We start from the raw sequence: 19,275 nt of genomic DNA, 5'->3' as shown, positions 1-19,275 counted from the left end.
AGGCCGCCGCGGGGGCCCCGGCCGGCTTCGGTGACGGCGGTGCCGGGGAGGATCTCGACCGGTTCGGCGTCGATCGGGCGGCCGACGGTGCGCTCAACACGGTGGTGCTGTCCGAGGTGGTGCCGGGCTGCGCACCGCCGGGACTCTCGCTGGTGTCGACCTCGGTGCTCGGCACGGCCGCCGAGGAGCGGACGGTGCGCGCCCGGCTGGCGGAGCTGTACGGCCGCGACACCTCCGGCTGGGAGCCGCTGGCCGCCTACCGGATCCCGGGCGCACTGCCCGCGATGCCCGCCCCGCACCCCCTGACCCGCACCAGCCGCTGGGCCCCCGGCCGGTACGTGTGCGGCGACCACCGGGCCACCGGCTCGGTGCAGGGCGCGCTGGCCTCGGGGGCGCGGGCGGCCCGCGAGGTGCTGGCCGACCTGGCGGCCGGGCCGGGCCGACCGTAGGAGGTCGTGGCCGGCGCCGTCCTCAGTGCTCCTGCGGGTGCCCGGCGGTGGCGCGGGGCGGTTCGGACCGGGCGGGCGCCGGGCCCGGTTCGAGGAAGGGCGACGTGGTGGCCCGCACGGGCCGCTGCCCGTCGCGGGGGCGCAGCGGCTGCTGGGTGGCGGTCTCGGAGAAGGGCTGCCACAGCGAGCGGCGATCGGTGTCCATGCGCCCAGTCTGACCTGCCGTCACCGATCGAATCCTCTGATTTTCCGGTGGTCGGCGGTCGACGGGCGGCCGGCCCCCGGAACGCGGGCCTCACAGCGCGAAGGTGACCCGGATGCGCTTGCCGCCCGCGGGCAGCGGCACGACCTGGCAGGTCGCGGCGAGCGCCTGGACGATGGCCCAGCCGCGGCCGCCGGTGGTGGCGGGGTCGCGGTCGTGCAGCGGTTGGACGACCGGGTGCCGGTCGTCGCCGTCCTCGACGTCGACGACGAGCTCGGTGCCGCAGCTGCCGAGGCGGGCGTCGAAGCAGGTCAGGCCGCCGCCGTGGCTCATGGCGTTGGCGACGAGCTCGGTGACCGCCAGCTGTGCGTCGGCCAGCACCCGGCCGCCGGGGTGCCCGGCGGCGGCCAGCAGCCGGGCGAGCGCGGTGCGGGCCTGGCCCGCCGTCCTGACGGGTTCGACCGTCCGCACGGGCCCGTCCGTCAGCAGCGACCCGGGCACCGGCACAGGCAGCGGCTCGGGCGGCCGGTCTTCGGGGACGGCGGCCTCCGGGGTCAGCGGCAGGGCGTCGTCGTGGGACATGAACGACCTCGAATCGTCTGCGGCACCGTTCGGGCCGGCCGGTGTGGCCGGGCGGAGGGGTCGGGGAGCTTGTGCCCCGGGCGGGGCGGATGATGCGGCGCGGCCTGGGTCCGGATCAGCCGGTCCCGGTTGCGTGCGGGCCGCGGCGCAGGAGTTCCGCGGCCGCCGCCAGGGCCAGCGGCAGGGTGTCGGCAACGGTGAAGTAGCCGTCGGTGGCGGTGATCTCCAGCAGCCGCCGGAGCGCGGGCCCGAGCGGTCCGAGCAGGACCAGCGCGCCGTCCGCCGCCTCCATCCGCTGCTGCGCCAGGACCAGGGTCCGCAGGGCGGAGGAGTCGGCGAAGGTGACCGCCGAGACGTCGAGGACGAGGGCGCCGGTGGCGCGGGCGAGCGCGGCGTCCACCTCCGCGGCGAGTTCGCGTTGGTTGTCGTGGTCGAGGTCGCCCCGCAGGGGCAGCACCGTCGTTCCGGGCGGCCCCGCGATGTGGTCGGTCATGGCGGTCATGCTAGCCAACCGCTCCGACGGGGCGGGCGGCTGCCGGGCCAGTGGGGTGGGCGGTCACCGGAGCAGTGGGGTGGGCGGTTACCGGAGCGGCCGGGCGGGCGATCGCCGGACCGGCGGAGCGGGCGGTTGCCAGGCCGACGGGGCGGGCGGTTGCCAGGCCGACGGGGCGGGCGGGCGGCGGGTCGGCGGGCCCGGCGGTTACCGGGCCGACGGGGCGGGCGGTTACCGGGCCGGGGAGCGGGCATCCGTCCGGGACCGAGGGCCGGGGTCGGACCCGGCACAATGAATGGTGACGACGGTGCCGCGTCCGGCGGTACCGGGTGGGAGGAGGGAGCCCGGTGGCGCGGGAGCGGACACGGGGGGTCTTCGGTGCCGATCCGGTGGTCGGCGCGGACCTGGCGCGGGTCGACTGGGCGGCGACGCCGCTGGGGGACCCGGCGCACTGGCCGCAGGGCCTGCGCTCGGCGGTGGACCTGGTGCTGTCCTCGCGGTTCTCGATGTGGATGGCCTGGGGCCCGGAGCTGACCTTCTTCTGCAACGGGGCGTACCGGCGCGACACGCTGGGCGGCAAGTACCCGTGGGCGCTGGGCCGCCCGTTCCGGGAGGTGTGGGCGGAGGTCTGGGAGGACGCCCGCCCGCGCATCGAGCACGTGCTGACCGAGGGCGAGGCGACCTGGGACGAGGCGCTGCTGCTGTGGCTGCGGCGCTCCGGGTACACCGAGGAGACCTACCACACCTTCTCCTACAGCCCGCTGCGCGACGGGGGCGACGAGGTGCTCGGCGTGCTGTGCGTGGTCAGCGAGGACACCCAGCGGGTGGTCGCGGAGCGCCGGATGGCGACGCTGCGCGACCTGGGCTCCGTCCCGGGGACGGTGCGCACCGAGGAGGAGTTCCTGGCCTTCGCCGCCGGGCAGCTCGCCCGCAACCCGTACGACCTGCCCTTCACCCTGACGTACCTGTTCGACGAGGAGGGGGGCGGTGCCCGGTTGGCCGCCTCCTCCGGCGTGCCCGCCGGGCACCCGGCCGCGCCCGCGCTGACCGGCCCGGACGGGCCGTGGCCGGTCGTGGCGGCCCGCCGCGGCGAGGCGTCGACGGCGGCGCTGGCGGGCGGCCCGTTCGCGGACCTGCCGTGCGGGGCGTGGCAGGAGCCGCCGGAGCGGGCCCGGGTGGTGCCGCTGGGCGGGCCCGGTGACGAGGGGCCGAGCGGTTTCCTGGTGGTCGGCCTCAACCGGTACCGGCCGCTCGACGACGACCAGCTCGGTTTCGTCGACCTGGTGGCGGACCGGCTGGCGGCGGGCGTCTCCAGTGCCCGCAGCCACCAGGCGCAGCAGCGGCGGGCCGAGCAGCTGGCCGAGCTAGACCGGGCGAAGACCGCGTTCTTCTCCAACATCAGCCACGAGTTCCGCACCCCGCTGACGCTGATCGCGGGACCGGTGGAGGCCCTGCGGCAGCGGCTCGCGGGCGGCGGAGCGGACGACGGGACGGACGGCGGGACGGACGGCGGAGCGGACGGCGGGCCCGGTCGCGCGCCCGGCTCCGGTGCCGATCCGGACGTCCGCGAGGACCTGGAGACCGTCCGGCGCAACGCGCTGCGGCTGGAGCGGCTGGTCAACACGCTGCTCGACTTCTCCCGGATCGAGGCGGGCCGGATGCGGGCCCGCCCGGAGCCGGTCGACCTGGCGCGGCTGACCGCCGAGCTGACCTCGGTGTTCCGCTCGGCCGCGCAGCGCGCCGGGCTCGCCCTGGAGGTCGACTGCGCGCCGCTGGGCGCCCCGGTCCTGGTGGACCCGGGGCTGTGGGAGAAGGTCGTCTTCAACCTGCTCGGCAACGCCCTGAAGTTCACCTTCGAGGGCGCGATCCGGGTGCGGGTGCGCGAGCGGGACGGGCGGGCCGAGGTCACCGTGGCGGACACCGGGGTGGGCGTCCCCGCCGCCGAGCTGCCGCACCTGTTCGACCGCTTCCACCGGGTGGAGGGCGGGCGGGCCCGCTCGCACGAGGGCAGCGGCATCGGCCTGGCCCTGGTCAAGGAGCTGGTCGAGCTGCACGGCGGGACGGTCGGCGCCGAGTCCGTCCCGGACCGGGGCACCGCCTTCACCGTCACCCTGCCGCTGGCCCCGGACGCCGTCCTCCCCGCGGCCCCGGCCCGCCGCGGGTCGGCCGACGGCGCCGAGTCCTTCCTCCAGGAGGCCGCCCGCTGGGAGTCCGCGGACCGATCGGCCGCCGCCGCGGCGGACGGATCCGGCGGGCCGGACGGCGACGGCGGGCCGGACGGGCCCGCGCACGTCCTGGTCGTCGACGACAACGCCGACATGCGCGACTACCTGACCCGGGTGCTGACCGGCGCGGGCCACCGGGTCACCGCGGTCGGCGACGGCGACCGGGCGCTGGCCGCCGTCCGCTCCGTCGCCCCCGACCTGGTGATCAGCGACGTGATGATGCCGGGCACGGACGGCCTGCGGCTGGTCGCGGCGCTGCGCGCCGACCCGCGCACCGCCGCCCTGCCGGTGCTGCTGCTGTCGGCGCGGGCCGGGCGCGAGGACGCCATCGACGGTTTCGAGTCGGGGGCGGACGACTACCTGGTCAAGCCGTTCGCGGCGGCCGACCTGCTGGCCCGGGTGCGGGCTGCGCTGCGGCTGGCGCGGCTGCGCGAGCGGCACACCCGGTGGAGCGAGGGGCTGGTCGACTCGCTCCAGGACGCGTTCTTCGTCTGCGACGAGGACGGCACGATCATCCGGGTCAACGCGGCGTTCGCCGACGTCCTCGGGTACGGCCCGGAGGGGCTGCCCTACCGTCCGCCGCACCCGTGGTGGGCGGATCAGGAGGCCGACCCGGAGGCCAGGCGGCAGTCCGCCGACGCGCTGGCCGCGGCGATGGCGGGCGACGGCGGCAGCGCCACCGTCCCCGCCACCCACCGGGACGGGCACCGGATCTGGGCGCACTCCACCTTCAACCGGGTCCCGGACCCGGCGACCGGGCGCACCGTCACCGTCGGGACCTTCCGGGACGTGACCGCCGAGTACTACGCCGTCCAGCGGGAGGGCGCGCTGGCCGCGCTGGCCGACTGCCTGGGCCGGGCCGCGGACGCCGAGGAGGCGCTCGGCTGCGCGCTGGCGGAGATGCGCCGGCTGTGGCGGGCCCGCCGGGTGCTGGCGGCCCGCTTCGACCGCGCGAACACCGCCGCCCCGCCCCGGATCACCGTCGTCGACGGCTCCCCCGCCCCGGCGGAGCCGCCCCGCCCGGCGGAGCCCCACCTGTCGGAGCCGGCGGAGCGCCAGCTGGCGGAGCTGGTCGCCGGGCCCGCCCTCGTCCCGGTGGCGGGGCCGGCCGGCACCGGGGTCCGGCTGGAGCACCCCGACGGGCCGCTGGTGCTGGTGGTCGAGCTGGGCGGGCGGCGGCCCTTCACCCGGGAGGACGAGCTGCTGCTCACCCTGCTGGGCGGCCGGCTCGCCCAGGGCCTGGCCCGCGCCCGCCGGATCGACCAGCAGCGCGAGACGGCCCTCGCCCTGCAGCACGCCCTGCTGGGCCCGGACCGGCTGCCGGAGGGCTTCGCCGCCCGCTACGAGCCGGCCGTCCCGCCGCTGGAGGTGGGCGGCGACTGGTACGACACGGTGCCGCTGCCGGACGGCCGGACCGGCATCATCGTCGGCGACTGCGTCGGGCGCGGCCTGGCCGCCGCCAGCGTGATGGGCCAGCTGCGCAGCGCGTGCCGGGCCCTGCTGCTCCGGGACCCGGCCCCGGCCCGGGCGCTGGCCGCGCTGGACGCGTTCGCCGCCACCGTGCCCGGCGCGGTCTGCACCACCGTCTTCTGCGGCGTCCTCGATCCGGCCACCGGCGAGCTGCGGCACTCCAGCGCCGGGCACCCGCCCGGGGTGCTGGTCCGCGCCGACGGCAGCACCCTCCTGCTGGAGGGGGGACGCTCGCTCCCGCTGGCCGTGCGCCCCGGGCTGCCGCGGCCGGAGGCGACCGTGGTGCTGCCCGGCCGTTCCACGCTGCTGCTGTACACGGACGGGCTGGTCGAGCGGCGGCGCGGCAGCCTGGCCGCGGGCATCGCGGAGGCGGCCCGCGCGGTCGGGTCGGGCGGCCACCTGCCGACCGCCGAGCTCCCGGACCACGTGACCGGCCGGATGGCGCCCGGCGAGGGCTACGAGGACGACGTGGCCGTGCTGCTCTACCGGCAGCCGGGCCGCCTGGAGCTGTCGCTGTCCGCCCGTCCGGAGGAGGCGGCGACGGCCCGGGCGGCGCTGCGCGGCTGGCTGACCGGGTGCGGCGTCCCGGCCGGGGCGGCCCGGGCGGCGGCGGCCGCCGGCGGGGAGGCGTTCACCGGGGCGCTCTCCGGTGCTCCCCCCGCGGGCCCGGGCGGCACCCTGCGGCTGTCCGCCACGGCCGGCACCGACCGCCTGCGCGTCACCGTGCTCCCGGCGGACGGCGGCGCCCCGGTGGTGGCGGAGGCCGAGCTCCCTCCGGCCGGGCTCCCCGCGGCCGGGCTCTCCCCGGCCGCGTTCCGGTCCTGAATCCGGCGTTCCCGGGGAGCCGTTCGCCGTGCGTTCCCCGGGCCGGGGTTTCCGGTGCTTCGCCCGGCTGGGGTAGCCTCGCCCGGGGCCCCGGGGGACTGCGCTCGGACGGTTTCCGGGCCCGTGCGCTCGATCGGTTGCTCCGCCCTGCGGCGGAGCGTGCTAGGAGGCTGAGCTTTCGATGGCTGGCTCGACGACGTCCCCGGACTCCCGGCAGGAAGACCCCCGGCCGACCGGCTCCCGACCGGAGGGGTCCCGTTCGGCGGGCCCCGGACCGGAGCCGGCGGCCGACCGCTCGAAGATCGGCGAGGCCGAGCTGCGTTCGCTGCTGGCCGGTCTGACCGCGGTGCGCGACGGGGACTTCAGCACCGAGCTGGCGGAGGACGCGGACGGGCTGCTGGGCGAGATCGCCACCGTGTTCAACGGCATGGTGGACCAGCTGTCCCGGTTCACCTCCGAGGTGACCCGGGTGGCCCGCGAGGTCGGCACCGAGGGGCAGTTGGGCGGCCAGGCGGTCGTTCCCGGGGTGTCCGGCACCTGGGAGGACCTGACCGACAGCGTCAACGCGATGGCGGGCAACCTCACCACCCAGGTGCGCGACATCGCCCAGGTGGCCACCGCGGTCGCCAAGGGCGACCTGTCGCAGCAGATCACGGTGGACGCCCGGGGCGAGATCCTGGAGCTGAAGAACACCGTCAACACGATGGTCGACCAGCTGAGCTCGTTCGCGGGCGAGGTGACCCGAGTGGCCCGCGAGGTCGGCACCGAGGGCATCCTCGGCGGTCAGGCCGACGTGCAGGGCGTCTCGGGGACGTGGCGCGACCTGACCGACAGCGTCAACTCGATGGCGGGCAACCTGACCGGCCAGGTCCGGGCGATCGCGCAGGTGGCGACCGCGGTGGCCGACGGCGACCTGTCGCAGAAGATCACCGTGACGGCGCGCGGCGAGATCCTGGAGCTGAAGGACACCATCAACACGATGGTCGACCAGCTGAGCTCGTTCGCGGGCGAGGTGACCCGGGTGGCCCGCGAGGTGGGCACCGAGGGGCGGCTCGGCGGGCAGGCCGACGTCCGAGACGTGTCGGGCACCTGGCGCGACCTGACCGAGTCGGTGAACGTGATGGCCGACAACCTGACCGCGCAGGTCCGGGCGATCGCGCAGGTCACCACGGCCGTCGCCAAGGGCGACCTGACGCAGAAGATCCGGGTCGACGCCCGGGGCGAGATCCTGGAGCTGAAGGAGACCATCAACACGATGGTCGACCAGCTGTCGGCGTTCGCCGACGAGGTGACCCGAGTGGCCCGCGAGGTCGGCACGGCGGGCAACCTGGGCGGTCAGGCCACCGTCCGGGGCGTCTCCGGCACCTGGAAGGACCTGACCGACAACGTCAACGTGATGGCGTCCAACCTGACCGGCCAGGTGCGTTCGATCGCGCAGGTCGCCACCGCGGTGGCCCGCGGCGACCTCAGCCAGAAGATCACCGTCGAGGCGGAGGGCGAGGTCGCCGCGCTGGCCGGGGTGATCAACACGATGGTGGACACCCTGTCGGCGTTCGCCGACGAGGTGACCCGGGTCGCCCGCGAGGTCGGCACCGACGGCATCCTCGGCGGACAGGCCCGGGTGCCGAACGTCGCGGGCACCTGGAAGGACCTCACCGACAACGTCAACTTCATGGCGCACAACCTGACCTCGCAGGTCCGCAACATCGCCCAGGTCACCACGGCGGTCGCCAGCGGCGACCTGACCCGGAAGATCGACGTAGACGCCCGCGGCGAGATCCTGGAGCTCAAGACCACCATCAACACCATGGTCGACCAGCTCGGTTCGTTCGCCGCCGAGGTGACCCGCGTCGCCCGCGAGGTCGGCAGCGAGGGGCGCCTGGGCGGGCAGGCCGAGGTGGAGGGCGTCTCCGGCACCTGGAAGCGGCTCACCGAGAACGTCAACGAGCTGGCCGGGAACCTGACCCGGCAGGTCCGGGCGATCGCCGAGGTGACCAGCGCCGTCGCGGCGGGCGACCTGACCCGCTCGATCACCGTGGACGCCTCCGGCGAGGTCGCCGACCTCAAGGACAACATCAACGCCATGGTCGGCTCGCTGCGCGAGACCACCCGGGCCAACGAGGAGCAGGACTGGCTCAAGACCAACCTGGCGCGCTTCTCCGGCCTGCTGCAGGGCCAGCGCGACCTGGCCGTGGTCGCCGAGGCGGTGATGGACGAGCTCACCCCGCTGGTGGGCGCCCAGGTCGGCGCGTTCTACCTGGCCGAGGAGGCCGAGGGCGGCACGCTGCTGCGGCTGATCGGCTCGTACGCGTACCCGGACGGCGAGCGGCCGGCCAGCTTCCGGCTCGGCGAGTCGTTCGTCGGGCAGGCGGCCCGCAGCCGGCGCACCATCGCCGTCGAGGCCCTGCCGGCCGGCTACCTGGCGGCCTCCTCCGGGCTCGGCCGCACCGAGGAGCTGTCGCTGCTGGTCGTCCCGATCGTGGTCGAGGAGCAGGTGCTCGGCGTCATCGAGCTGGCCTCGGTCCGGCCGTACGCCACGGTCCACCGGGCCTTCCTGGACCAGCTGATGGAGACCGTCGGCGTCAACCTGAACACGATCGTCGCCAACGTCCGGACCGACGAGCTGCTGGACGAGTCGCAGCGGTTGACCGCCGAACTCCAGGCCCGCTCGCAGGAGTTGCAGGCCCGGCAGGAGGAACTCCAGGCGTCCAACGCGGAACTGGAGGACAAGGCCGCGCTGCTGGCCGCGCAGAACCGGGACATCGAGACCAAGAACCTGGAGATCGAGCAGGCCCGGCAGGAGCTGGAGGAGCGCGCGCACCAGCTCTCGCTGGCCTCCACCTACAAGTCGGAGTTCCTGGCCAACATGAGCCACGAGCTGCGCACCCCGCTGAACAGCCTGCTGATCCTGGCCCAGCTGCTCGCCCAGAACCCGACCCGGAACCTGACCGCCAAGCAGGTCGAGTACGCGGGCATCATCCACTCGGCGGGCTCCGACCTGCTGCAGCTGATCAACGACATCCTCGACCTGTCGAAGGTCGAGGCGGGGAAGATGGACCTCACCCCCGAGCCGGTCGCGCTGCACAGCCTGCTGGAGTACGCCGAGGCCACCTTCAAGCCGCTGACCGGCCAGAAGGGCCTGACCTTCACCGTCCGCACCGCCCCGGACGTGCCCGAGCAGCTGGTCACCGACGACTACCGGCTGCGCCAGGTGCTGCGGAACCTGCTGTCCAACGCGGTGAAGTTCACCGAGCGGGGCCGGGTCGAGCTGCGGGTCGGGCTGGCCCCGGAGGAGCAGGTCCCCGAGGGGGTGCGCCGCGGCGGGCCGGTGCTGGCCTTCCAGGTCTCCGACAGCGGGATCGGCATCGCGCCGCAGCACCTGGAGAGCGTCTTCGGCGCGTTCCAGCAGGCCGACGGCACCACCAGCCGCAAGTACGGCGGCACCGGCCTGGGGCTGTCGATCAGCCGGGAGATCGCCTACCTGCTCGGCGGCGCGATCACCGCCGAGAGCGTGCTGGGCAGCGGCAGCACCTTCACCCTGTTCCTGCCGGTCACCCGCCCGGAGTTCCTGGCACTGGAGGCCGAGCCCCGGTCCGGGGCGGACGAGCGGCGGGAGGCTCCCGGCGACACCGGGCACCAGGGCGCCGAGGAGGGTGCCGCCCCGCTCCAGCCGCGCCGCCTGCTGGTGGTCGAGGAGCGCCAGGGCGGCCTGCTGTCGCTGGTCGCCGAGAACGCCACCGCCGAGCCGGCCGGCCTGCCCGGGCCCGGGGAGGGCCGCCGCCGGGCCGAGGTGGTCACCGCGGTCGGCGCGGCGGAGGCCGCGGCCGTCCTGGCCTCCGCTCCCCCGCACTGCGTGGTGCTGGACCTGGACCTGCCCGACGCGGCGGCCCCCGCGCTGCTGCGCGAGATGGACCGCGATCCCGCCCTGCAGGGCGTGCCGGTGCTGGTGCACAGCAACCGGGGGACGCCCGGCGACGCCGACGCGCTCTCCCGGGCCGGGGCCCGCCCGCTGGAGGTCATCTCCAGCCTCGACGAGCTGCGCGAGCGGATCGCCCTGCACATGAGCGCCGACCACCCCGCGGACGTCCCGCTGGTCCGCGGGCTCCCGCAGGACGCCCCCTGGGAGGCCGGGAGCTCGGCCCTGAACGGCCGCCTGGTGCTGGTCGTCGACGACGACGACCGGAACCTGTACGCGATCACGGGCATCCTGGAACTGCACGGCATGCGGGTGCTGCAGGCCGAGAACGGCCGGGCGGCGCTGGAGACGCTGGCCGCCAACCCGGGCGTCGACGTGATCCTGATGGACGTGATGATGCCCGAGATGGACGGGTACGCCGCGACGGCGGCGATCCGCGCGATGCCGCAGTACGCGGCGCTGCCGATCATCGCGGTGACCGCCAAGGCCATGGTCGGCGACCGCGAGAAGAGCCTCGCCTCCGGTGCCAGCGACTACGTCACCAAGCCGGTCGACGCGGGCGAGCTGATCGGGCGGATCGAGGCCCAGCTCACCCGGTAGCCCCCGCGCCCGACCGTCCCACCCCCGACCGCCCGTCCGACCGACCGCAGGAGTCCACGCCGTGCACCAGTCCCGGGAGCCGCACCCCGGCCAGGAGCTGCCGATCCCGTCGGCCCTCCCGGTCCCGTCCGGGCGGATCGGCGCCCAACGGCCCGCCCCGGCCGACGCCTCCGGGCCGGACGGCGCCCCGGCCGACGGCGCGCTGGTCGACGGCGCCCCGGCCGACGGCGCGCTGGGGCGGCTGGCCGGCGCGGTGGACCAGCTGCGCCGGCAGCTCGACGAGGCGCAGGCGCACGCCGCGGGCCGCTCGGTGGTGGAGATGGCGGTCGGCGTCCTGGTGGAGCGGCTGCGCTGCGGGCCGACCGAGGCCGCCAAGCAGCTCCACCTGCTGGCGGAGCAGGCCGGCTCCACCCCGTTGGAGCTCGCCGCCGGGCTGGTCAACCAGGCCGCCGCGGACAAGATCTCCGAGGCCGCCCAGGACTTCGTGGCACGGACCGCGGACCCGGCGGAGCCGGCGGACCCGGGCGTGGGCGTCCGGCTGCGCAACACCGAGGCGGACGCGCTGAGCGGCAGCGACGCCGCCGCGGCGGCCCGGGCGATGCTGGAGCACGCGCTGCGCCCGCTGGGCGCGGTCGCGGTGGCGATCTGGGCGGCCCGCCCCGACCTGTCGCTGGCGCTGGCGGGCAGTGCGGGCTTCACCGACGCGGAGGCCCGGCGGTGGCGCCACGTGCCGCCCGGGGTGGTCACCGCGGCCCGCCGGGCGCTGGACGAGCGGGCGACGGTGGCGTACCGGACGCTGGCCGACGCGGCCGTCCCGTCGATCGGCCAGCACGAGACCGGCGGCGGGCGGATCGCCGTCCCGGCCGGGGTCGGCGGCCGGCTGATCGGCGTCCTGGAGGTGTGCTGGCGCGGGGAGCTGCCGGAGCGCTCGCAGTCGCTGCAGCGGCAGTTCGAGGCGCTGGCCGGGCTGTGCGCGGCCACCCTGGAGACCTGGGGGGAGGACGCCCCGGAGGGGGCCCCGGGGACGGGGCGGCTGGACGAGCTGGCCCGGCTGGTCGACGGGCTGCTCGACCCGTGCATGGTGCTGGAGCCCGCCGACGACGCCGTCCCGCCGCGCTTCGTGATCCGGCACGCCAACCCGGCGTTCGTGGACTTCGCGGGCCGCCCGACCGCCGCCCTGGTCGGCTCGCCCCTGCTGGAGGCGTACCCGCTGGCGGCCCGGGAGGGCGGCCTGCTGGGGGCGGTGGAGGACGTCCACGCCACCGGGACGCCGTTCCGGGACCCGCGGATGCAGCTGGCCGCCCTGGTGGACGGGGTGCCGCTGAGCACGGACGCGTACGTGTCGGTCAGCCGGCACGGCAGCCACGTGACCGTGCTGTGGCGGCTGGCCGACAACACGCCGAAGATCGCCCGGCTGCTGCACCACGCCCAGCGGCTGGGCCGGATCGGCGGCTTCGAGGAGGACCTCGACTCCCGCCAGGTGGTCTGGAACGACACCCTGTTCGAGCTGTACGGCCTGCCCGCCACCGCGCGGCCGATCGCGCTGGACGAGCTGGCCGAGCACGCCCACCCGGACGACCGCCACGCCGTCGACCGGTTCCTGCGCACCCTGCTGCACCACCGCCGCCCGGCGTCCACGGCCTTCCGACTGCAGCGCCCGGACGGCGTGAGCCGGCACGTCCGGGTGGTGGCCGAGCCGGTCCACGACCCCGCGGAGCGGGTCAGCGCGGTCCGCGGCGCCTACCAGGACGTCTCCGCCCAGCACTGGACCGAGGTCGCGCTGGCCGCCACCCGCGACCAGCTGGCCCAGACCGAGCAGCAGGCCGCCGAACGGCACCGCCTGGTCCGGCAGCTGCAGCACGCGATCATGCCTCCCAGCAGCGGCCCGCTGACCCTGAACAACCTGGACGTCGCGGTGCGCTACCGGCCCGCCGAGAAGGACCACCTGGTCGGCGGGGACTGGTACGACGCGCTGCCGCTGCCCTCCGGGCAGGTGCTGGTGTGCGTCGGCGACGTCGCCGGGCACGGCATCGAGGCCGCCACCGGGATGGTCGCGCTGCGCAACGCGCTGCGCGGCCTGGCCGCCACCGGGGCCGGCCCGGCCCAGCTGCTGGCCTGGCTGAACAGCGTGACGCACCACCTGACCGACAACGTCACCGCCACCGCGGTCTGCGGCCTGTACGACCCGGAGCACCGCCGGTTGCGCTGGGCCCGGGCCGGCCACCTCCCGCCGGTGCTGCTGCGCGGCGGGAGCGCGGAGTGCCTGCCGCAGGTGGACGGCATCCTGCTGGGCGTGATCGGCCGGGCCGACTACCAGGAGAGCGAGATCGAACTGGCGCCGGGCGACCGGATCGTGATGTACACCGACGGCCTGATCGAACGCCGCGACCAGGGCTTGCACACCTCGCTCGCCAACCTGGTGGCCCTCTCCGAGGCCGCCCCGCGCGCGGGCGCCGCCGCCCTCGACGCCCACCTGGACCACCTGCTGCGGTTCAGCGGCGCCGACACCGACGACGACACCTGCCTGGTCGGCTTCGAGGTGCGGTAGCGGGCCCGGCCGGGGGCGGATGTCCGGCCGCAGGTGTGCGGTCGGGGCTGGTCGGGCAGGCGCGGGGCCGTCGAGGTCCTGAGGAGGCCGGCATGGCTGACGCGATCGTGATCGGATCCGGCCCCAACGGGCTGGTCGCGGCCAACCTGCTCGCGGACGCGGGCTGGCGGGTCCTGGTGCTGGAGGCGCAGCCCGTCCCGGGCGGGGCGGTGCGCAGCGACCGGGGCGTGGACCCGCGTTTCGTCTCCGACCTGTTCAGCTCCTTCCACCCGCTGGCCGTCGCCTCCCCGGCGATCCGGGGGCTGGGGCTGGACGGGTTCGGGCTGCGCTGGAGCCACGCCCCGCTGGTGCTGGCCCACCCGCTGCCGGACGGCCGCTGCGCCGGCCTGTACCGGGACGGCGACGGCGGGCCGGACCCGGAGCTGCTGGAGCGGATGTTCGGCGGGCCCGACGCCCGGGCCTGGCTGGGGCTGGCCGACCGCTGGGACGAGTTGGAGCCGCACCTGGTGAACGCCCTGCTGACCCGGTTCCCGCCGGTGCGGGCGGGCGCGGCGATCGCGGCCCGGCTGCGCCCGGCCGGGCTGCTGGACCTGGCGCGGTTCCTGGCGCTGCCGGTGCGGCGCCTCGCCGAGGAGGAGTTCGCGGGCGACGCGCCGGGGCTGCTGCTGGCCGGGTGCGCGCTGCACGCGGACCTGCTGCCGGAGGCGGCGGGCAGCGGCGCCTTCGGCTGGCTGATGGCGATGCTGGGGCGGCGGTACGGCTGGCCGGTGCCGGTCGGCGGGGCGTCCGCGTTGACGGAGGCGCTGGTGCGCCGGCTGGAGTCCCGGGGCGGGGAGGTGCACTGCGGGCAGCCGGTGCGGGAGGTGCTGGTGCGGGACGGGACGGCGCTCGGCGTGCGCACCGCGGACGGCTGCCGGCACCGGGCCCGGCGGGCCGTCCTGGCGGACACCGCCGCGACCGCGCTGTACGGCGGCCTGGTCGGCTGGGAGCACCTGCCCGGGCGGCTGCGCCGGGACGTGGGCCGCTTCCAGTGGGACTTCGGCACCGTCAAGGTGGACTGGGCGCTGCGCGGGCCGGTGCCGTGGAGCGCGCCGCTGGCGGGCCGGGCCGGGACGGTGCACCTGGGCGCCGACCTGGACGAGCTCGGCGACTTCGCGCACCAGGTGATCACCGGGCGGCTGCCCGCCCGTCCGTTCGCGCTGTTCGGGCAGATGACGGTGGCCGACCCGTCCCGTTCGCCGCGCGGCACCGAGTCGGCCTGGGCCTACACGCACGTGCCGCAGCGGATCTCCGCGGACCTCGGCCCGGACGGCATCACCGGCCGGTGGGACGAGCGGGAGGGCGAGGCGATGGCCGACCGGATCGAGCGGCAGGTGGAGCGGTTCGCCCCCGGTTTCCGCGACCTGGTCGCCGCCCGCCGGGTGCTCACCCCGCCGGTGCTGCGCGGGCTCGACGACAACCTGGTCGGCGGCGCCCTCAACGGCGGCACCGCGGCCCCGCACCAGCAGCTGTTCCTGCGTCCCGCCCCGGGCACGGCCGGGCCCCGCACCCCGGTCGCCCGGCTCTACCTGGCCTCCGCCTCCGCCCACCCGGGCGGCGGCGTGCACGGGGCGTGCGGCGCCAACGCCGCCCGCGCCGCGCTGAACGCCCACCGTCGTTCGCCGGCCCGCTTCCTGCCGGCGGGCGGCCCGACCGTCCGGCGCGGGCCGCAGAGCTGACCCGCCCGTCCGAAGGGAACGGATCCCCATGGCACAGCGCCAACGCCTGATCGACTGCCCCGCCGCGCAGGTCTGGAACGTCCTGGCGAACGCCCGGAGCTACGCGCAGTGGGTGGTCGGGACGCAGGACGTCCTGGACGCGGACGAGCAGTGGCCCGAGGTCGGGGCCCGGCTCAGGTTCCGGGTCGGCCTCGGGCCCGCCACGCTGGAGGACACCTGCGTCGTCCGGATCTGCGAGCCGGGCCGCCGCCTCGAACTGGAGGCCGCGGCGGACCCGCTGGGCACCGCCCGGATCGCCTTCTCGCTCGTCCCCTGGGGCGACGACACCCTGCTGCTGCTCGACGAGCACCCGCTGCGCGGGATCGGGGCCCGGCTGGAGAACCCGCTCACCGAGCTGCTCCTGCACCTGCGCAACCGCCGCCTGCTCGCCAACCTGGCCCGCAACGCCACCCGCTCCGCCGGGTAGCCGCCGCCAGTCGCTGCCCGTCGCTGCCCGTCAGCCCCCTCAGTCCTCGTCAGCCCCCCTCAGTCCTCGTACGGGAAGCGGGCGAGCGGGGGCCGCCCGGCGAAGAAGGTCTCGGCGCGGGCGGCTGGCGTTGCCCAGCAGGACGCCGCCGAAGCGCACGCCCGTGTACGCGGCGGTGGGCCGGGGCTCCGGCCCGCCCGGCGCGTGCCGCGCGTCGACGTACTCGGGCAGGTCGAGGGAGGCCAGGTGCAGCCAGCGCTGTGCGGTGCCGGCCGGGAGCTGCTCGGCGGCGGCCCGGGCGAGTGCCTCGGTGTTGCCGCCGGTGCGGGCGCTGCCGAGCAGGAAGAGGAACGAACGGGGTGTCGTGCGGGGCTCCGGCGCGGGTCGTTCCGGTCGGCCGGCGGCCGCGCCGGAGGGGGCTCGGTGCCTGCCCCGGCTTCCGGCGGGCCGCCGGCGTTCCGCGCCCCCCGTCAGGCGCGCAGCCGCAGGGTGGCGAGGTGTTCGGGGCGGACCAGCCGGGTGCGCGGGGAGAGCCGGCGCACCTGGTCGAGGAGGCCGTCGAGGTCGATCCCGGGGTCCTGGACGGCGGGTTCGGCCAGCGGCGTCTCGAAGGTGTCCCAGTGCACGGGGACGACGGTGCGCGGGTGGTCGAGCGCCTGGAGCAGCCGCGGCACGTACTGGTGGGTGGTGCGGGCGGTGCTCTCGGCGGCGATCATCGCGACGTCGGGGCGCAGGCCGGCGTAGGTGTGCTCGACGAAGTCGCTGGCGCCGGTGAGCAGGGTCGACGGGCCGTCACCGATGCGGACCTGGAAGGCCAGGGTGTCGCCCTCGACGAGTTCGCCGATGGTCGCGGGCGGGGCGGCGGGCGGGGCGGTGAGGGTGCCGGGCGCCCAGTAGCGGTGCGTCGCGTTGCGGCTGTGCAGGCTGGCCACCACCCGCACGGTGTACCCGCCGAAGTCGAGGACCTCGCCGCCCTTCACCACGATCAGCTGCGCCGGTGGCACGCCGGTGGCCCGCAGCAGGTGGCAGGTGGTGGCGGTGCCGACCACCTGGACCCCGCGGCTCTTCGCGATGTACGGGACGTCGTTGAAGTGGTCCCAGTGGCTGTGGCTGACCAGGACGAGGTCGGGCTCCCCGATGTGCCGGTCGACCACGTCGGTGGCCACGGTGAGCGGGGTGGCGGCGTCGAAGCCGTGGGTAGGGAAGCGGGTGAGGTACGGGTCGAACAGGACGGTGTGCCCGTCGCCCTCGATCCGCCATCCGCTGTTGCCCAGCCAGGTGAACGCCGTCTCGGCGCCGCCACCGCCCTGCGGCTGCGACTGCGGCTGTGGCTGCGGCTCGCCGGCGGCGGCCGGGGTGACGGCCCCGGCCACCGGCAGGAGGGCGGCCCCCGCGACCGCCGTCCGGAGGAGTCCGCGCCGTCCCAAGGCGTTGTTGTCCATGCCCCGACAGGACGTCGCCCGGGCGCTCCCGGTTCCGGCCGGGGCCGGATCGGTCGGCGCCCGACGGCACGTCACCCGCCTTTTCGGGCAGGCGGGTTGACGGGGCGGCGGCGGCCGCGGCCGGGGCCGGATCGAACGGGTTGCGGACATATCTGCGTATGTCGCCCGGAACGGGGCAGTCGGGCGGCACGAACGATCCGACCCGCGGAGTGAGGAGCAGCCTTGAACGACTATGCGAATCAGGGAAGTTGGGATTCGGAGCAGCACGTCGGCCCGGTGGGTGCCGCCGCCCGGAGCGTGCGGGACGGCGCCGCCGGGGGCGCGCACGTGGTGGCCGACCGGGCGGGTGAGGTCGCGGGGACGGTCGAGGAGCAGGCCGCCCGGGTCGCCCAGGAGGCGCTCGCGCAGGCCCGGGACCTGCTCGACGAGGCCCGCGGCCAGGTGCGGGGCCAGGCCAGGGAGCAGACCGAGCGGCTGGCGGAGAACGTCCGCCGACTGGCGGCGGAACTGCGGGAGATGGCCGCGCACGGCAAGCCCGACTCGACGGCGGCCGTCGCGGTCGCCCAGCTCGCCGACGGCGGGCAGCGGGTGGCCGACCGTCTGCAGCGGCGCGGCCCGGACGGGCTGCTGGAGGACGTGCAGGACTTCGCGCGCCGCCGCCCCGGCCTGTTCCTGGCGGGAGCGGCGCTGGCCGGGTTCGCGCTCGGCCGGGCCGGCAAGGGCGTCGCCGCGGCCGACGGCCCCTCCGAGCACGGGCACGACGGGCAGGACTGGCAGGACGGGCTCGACGGCCTCGGCGACCGGGGCGGCTCCACCGGCCGCGACGAGCGGGACGGGACGTGGCCGGACCGGTCGGGCGTCGTGACGGCCCCGGTGAGCGCCCCGCCCGCCGTACCCCCGGCCGTGCCCGGCACCTCCGACCCGTACGGCACCTCCGACCCGTACGGCACGACCCCCGCCTACCGGCCGAACCCGGGCCACTCGCCGGAGCCCGGCCCCGTCGGGGGCCCCGGCCGCGTCGAGGACCCGCGGCACGGCCAGTTGCAGGGGCCGCTCCCCGGCCAGGAGCAGGGCCGGGAGCAGGGCTGGGAGCAGGACCGGGAGCAGGCCCCGTTCCCCGGCCTGGGGCAGCAGCCGCCGGCCCGGGGGGTGTGAGCCGTGACCGCACCTTTCACCGACCACCGCTCCGCCGGGTACCCCTCGGCCGACGTCCCGGGCCGGACTCCTCCCCCGCCCCGGCAGCCGCCCGGCTCCGCCGAGCGGGGCGGGCACGAGTCGCTGGGCGACCTGATCAGCGAGATCACCGGCGACCTGAGCCGCCTGGTGCGCGACGAGATCGAACTCGCGAAGGCCGAGATCAAGCAGGAGGCGACCAAGGCGGGCAAGGCCTCCGGCATGCTCGCCGGGGCCGGGTACGCCGGGCACATGGCGGTCGTCCTGGGCAGCCTGACGGTGGTCTTCGCGCTGGCCGCGCTGATGCCCCCGGCCTGGGCCGCCCTGGTGGTCACCGCCCTGTGGGCGCTGGCCGGGGCGGTGCTGTGGAGCACCGGCCGCAAGCGGCTGAAGGACGTCCGGCTCAAGCCCGAACAGACCGTGCAGACCCTGAAGGAGGACGCCGCATGGGCGCGACACCCGATGAGCTGAGGAACGAGGTCGAGGCCCGCCGGGCGCACCTGGCGCAGAACGTCGACCGGCTCGCCGACCGGATCACCCCGAGCCGGGTGGTGCACCGCCGGGCCGACGCCGCACGCCGCACGATGACCGGGATCAAGGAGCGAGTGATGGGACCCGTCCACGACAGCGCCGCGTCGACCCGCCACGCGGCGGACGCCACCGGTGACACCGCCGCCCGGCTGGGCCGCACCGCGCAGGGGGGCGCCGCCCAGCTGGGCGAGTCCGTCCGGCGGGCGCCCGAGCAGGTGCGCCGGCGGACGCAGGGCAGCCCGCTGGGTGCGGGCCTGGTGGCGTTCGGCGCGGGGCTGCTCGCGGCGGCGCTGCTGCCCGCCAGCCGGATCGAGGAGCGCGGCGGCGAGCGGCTGCGCGAGCACCCGGAGCTGCTGGAGCCGGTGAAGCGGGCCGCCCTCGACACCGCGCGGGAGGTCCGGGACGACCTGCACGACCCGGCCGCCCGGGCGGTGCGGTCCGTGGAGGCCGCCGCCCGGCAGGCCGCCGACACCACCGCGGCGGCCGCCCGGGACGCCGGGCAGCACGCGGCGCAGGAGCTGCGGGCCACCGGCCGGGAGACCGCCCACGAGGTGCGGGACGGCGGGCACGACGGCCCGGACGGGCACCGGCTGCCCTGACCGGCCGGGCGCGGCAGCGCGCCCGCCGCCCCCGCG

Annotated in this window: 13 protein-coding genes; 9 read left to right on the top strand and 4 right to left on the bottom strand. The window is 76.7% G+C overall.

The window, feature by feature from the left end; translation table 11 throughout:
• The coding region (locus ACWEO5_RS33150) for an FAD-dependent oxidoreductase (protein ID WP_452165844.1) at window positions 1–449 on the top strand (449 nt) is incomplete at its 5' end.
• A gap of 22 nt (window positions 450–471) precedes the next feature.
• Here the strand turns inward: ACWEO5_RS33150 and ACWEO5_RS33145 are convergent.
• From ACWEO5_RS33145 to ACWEO5_RS33135, 3 genes are all read right to left on the bottom strand, one after another.
• Entirely contained in the window at window positions 472–654 is a 183-nt protein-coding gene (locus ACWEO5_RS33145; RefSeq protein WP_452165843.1) for a hypothetical protein, read from the bottom strand.
• A 90-nt stretch (window positions 655–744) separates the two neighbouring features.
• Complete coding sequence (locus ACWEO5_RS33140) at window positions 745–1,233, bottom strand: ATP-binding protein (protein WP_452165842.1); 489 nt, start codon at window positions 1,231–1,233, stop codon at window positions 745–747.
• A gap of 115 nt (window positions 1,234–1,348) precedes the next feature.
• Window positions 1,349–1,726, bottom strand: a complete 378-nt coding sequence (locus ACWEO5_RS33135; protein WP_452165841.1) for an STAS domain-containing protein — start codon at window positions 1,724–1,726, stop codon at window positions 1,349–1,351.
• A 506-nt stretch (window positions 1,727–2,232) separates the two neighbouring features.
• Here ACWEO5_RS33135 and ACWEO5_RS33130 point away from each other — a divergent pair.
• The 5 genes from ACWEO5_RS33130 (at window position 2,233) to ACWEO5_RS33110 (ending at window position 15,494) form a co-directional block, all read left to right on the top strand.
• On the top strand, window positions 2,233–6,246 hold the full coding sequence (locus tag ACWEO5_RS33130; protein ID WP_452165845.1) for a SpoIIE family protein phosphatase: 4,014 nt from the start codon (window positions 2,233–2,235) through the stop codon (window positions 6,244–6,246).
• A gap of 181 nt (window positions 6,247–6,427) precedes the next feature.
• A complete protein-coding gene (locus tag ACWEO5_RS33125) occupies window positions 6,428–10,762 on the top strand; it encodes a HAMP domain-containing protein (RefSeq protein WP_452165840.1) in 4,335 nt (1,444 codons plus the stop codon).
• Between the two features lie 61 nt (window positions 10,763–10,823).
• The gene (locus ACWEO5_RS33120; protein ID WP_452165839.1) at window positions 10,824–13,310 is read left to right on the top strand and encodes a SpoIIE family protein phosphatase; all 2,487 of its coding nucleotides are present in this window, start codon (window positions 10,824–10,826) and stop codon (window positions 13,308–13,310) included.
• 92 nt (window positions 13,311–13,402) lie between these two features.
• Window positions 13,403–15,028: a phytoene desaturase family protein gene (locus ACWEO5_RS33115; RefSeq protein ID WP_452165838.1), complete on the top strand. Its 1,626-nt coding sequence runs from the start codon at window positions 13,403–13,405 to the stop codon at window positions 15,026–15,028.
• Between the two features lie 28 nt (window positions 15,029–15,056).
• Entirely contained in the window at window positions 15,057–15,494 is a 438-nt protein-coding gene (locus tag ACWEO5_RS33110; RefSeq protein WP_452165837.1) for an SRPBCC family protein, read from the top strand.
• 470 nt (window positions 15,495–15,964) lie between these two features.
• Here the strand turns inward: ACWEO5_RS33110 and ACWEO5_RS33105 are convergent, their stop codons facing one another.
• On the bottom strand, window positions 15,965–16,936 hold the full coding sequence (locus ACWEO5_RS33105; protein WP_452165836.1) for an MBL fold metallo-hydrolase: 972 nt from the start codon (window positions 16,934–16,936) through the stop codon (window positions 15,965–15,967).
• A gap of 222 nt (window positions 16,937–17,158) precedes the next feature.
• On the opposite strand from ACWEO5_RS33105, the gene ACWEO5_RS33100 reads away from it, so the two are divergent.
• From ACWEO5_RS33100 to ACWEO5_RS33090, 3 genes are read left to right on the top strand one after another with little or no spacing between them, the layout of a single operon-like run.
• Window positions 17,159–18,091 carry a hypothetical protein gene (locus ACWEO5_RS33100; RefSeq protein ID WP_452165835.1) on the top strand — a complete coding sequence of 311 codons (933 nt, stop codon included), beginning with the start codon at window positions 17,159–17,161 and terminating at the stop codon, window positions 18,089–18,091.
• Window positions 18,092–18,094: 3 nt separating this feature from the next.
• Window positions 18,095–18,580, top strand: coding sequence for a phage holin family protein (locus tag ACWEO5_RS33095; RefSeq protein WP_452165834.1), 486 nt, complete (start codon window positions 18,095–18,097; stop codon window positions 18,578–18,580).
• A complete protein-coding gene (locus ACWEO5_RS33090; RefSeq protein WP_452165833.1) occupies window positions 18,556–19,239 on the top strand; it encodes a DUF3618 domain-containing protein in 684 nt (227 codons plus the stop codon). Before ACWEO5_RS33095 ends, ACWEO5_RS33090 begins: the two co-directional genes overlap by 25 nt.
• Window positions 19,240–19,275 lie beyond the last annotated feature (36 nt).

The sequence above is a fragment of the Kitasatospora sp. NPDC004272 genome (assembly GCF_053603035.1).
The sequence above is the reverse complement of the archived record's forward strand: the minus strand, read 5'-3'. Positions and strand labels throughout refer to the sequence as shown.

What these genes read in the sequence shown, in the direction of transcription:
- ACWEO5_RS33145 (WP_452165843.1), bottom strand. Translation starts at nt 654, where the DNA reads ATGGACACCGATCGCCGCTCGCTGTGGCAGCCCTTCTCCGAGACCGCC.
- ACWEO5_RS33140 (WP_452165842.1), bottom strand. Translation starts at nt 1,233, where the DNA reads ATGTCCCACGACGACGCCCTGCCGCTGACCCCGGAGGCCGCCGTCCCC.
- ACWEO5_RS33135 (WP_452165841.1), bottom strand. Translation starts at nt 1,726, where the DNA reads ATGACCGACCACATCGCGGGGCCGCCCGGAACGACGGTGCTGCCCCTG.
- ACWEO5_RS33130 (WP_452165845.1), top strand. Translation starts at nt 2,233, where the DNA reads ATGTGGATGGCCTGGGGCCCGGAGCTGACCTTCTTCTGCAACGGGGCG.
- ACWEO5_RS33125 (WP_452165840.1), top strand. Translation starts at nt 6,428, where the DNA reads ATGGCTGGCTCGACGACGTCCCCGGACTCCCGGCAGGAAGACCCCCGG.
- ACWEO5_RS33115 (WP_452165838.1), top strand. Translation starts at nt 13,403, where the DNA reads ATGGCTGACGCGATCGTGATCGGATCCGGCCCCAACGGGCTGGTCGCG.
- ACWEO5_RS33110 (WP_452165837.1), top strand. Translation starts at nt 15,057, where the DNA reads ATGGCACAGCGCCAACGCCTGATCGACTGCCCCGCCGCGCAGGTCTGG.
- ACWEO5_RS33105 (WP_452165836.1), bottom strand. Translation starts at nt 16,936, where the DNA reads ATGGACAACAACGCCTTGGGACGGCGCGGACTCCTCCGGACGGCGGTC.
- ACWEO5_RS33090 (WP_452165833.1), top strand. Translation starts at nt 18,556, where the DNA reads ATGGGCGCGACACCCGATGAGCTGAGGAACGAGGTCGAGGCCCGCCGG.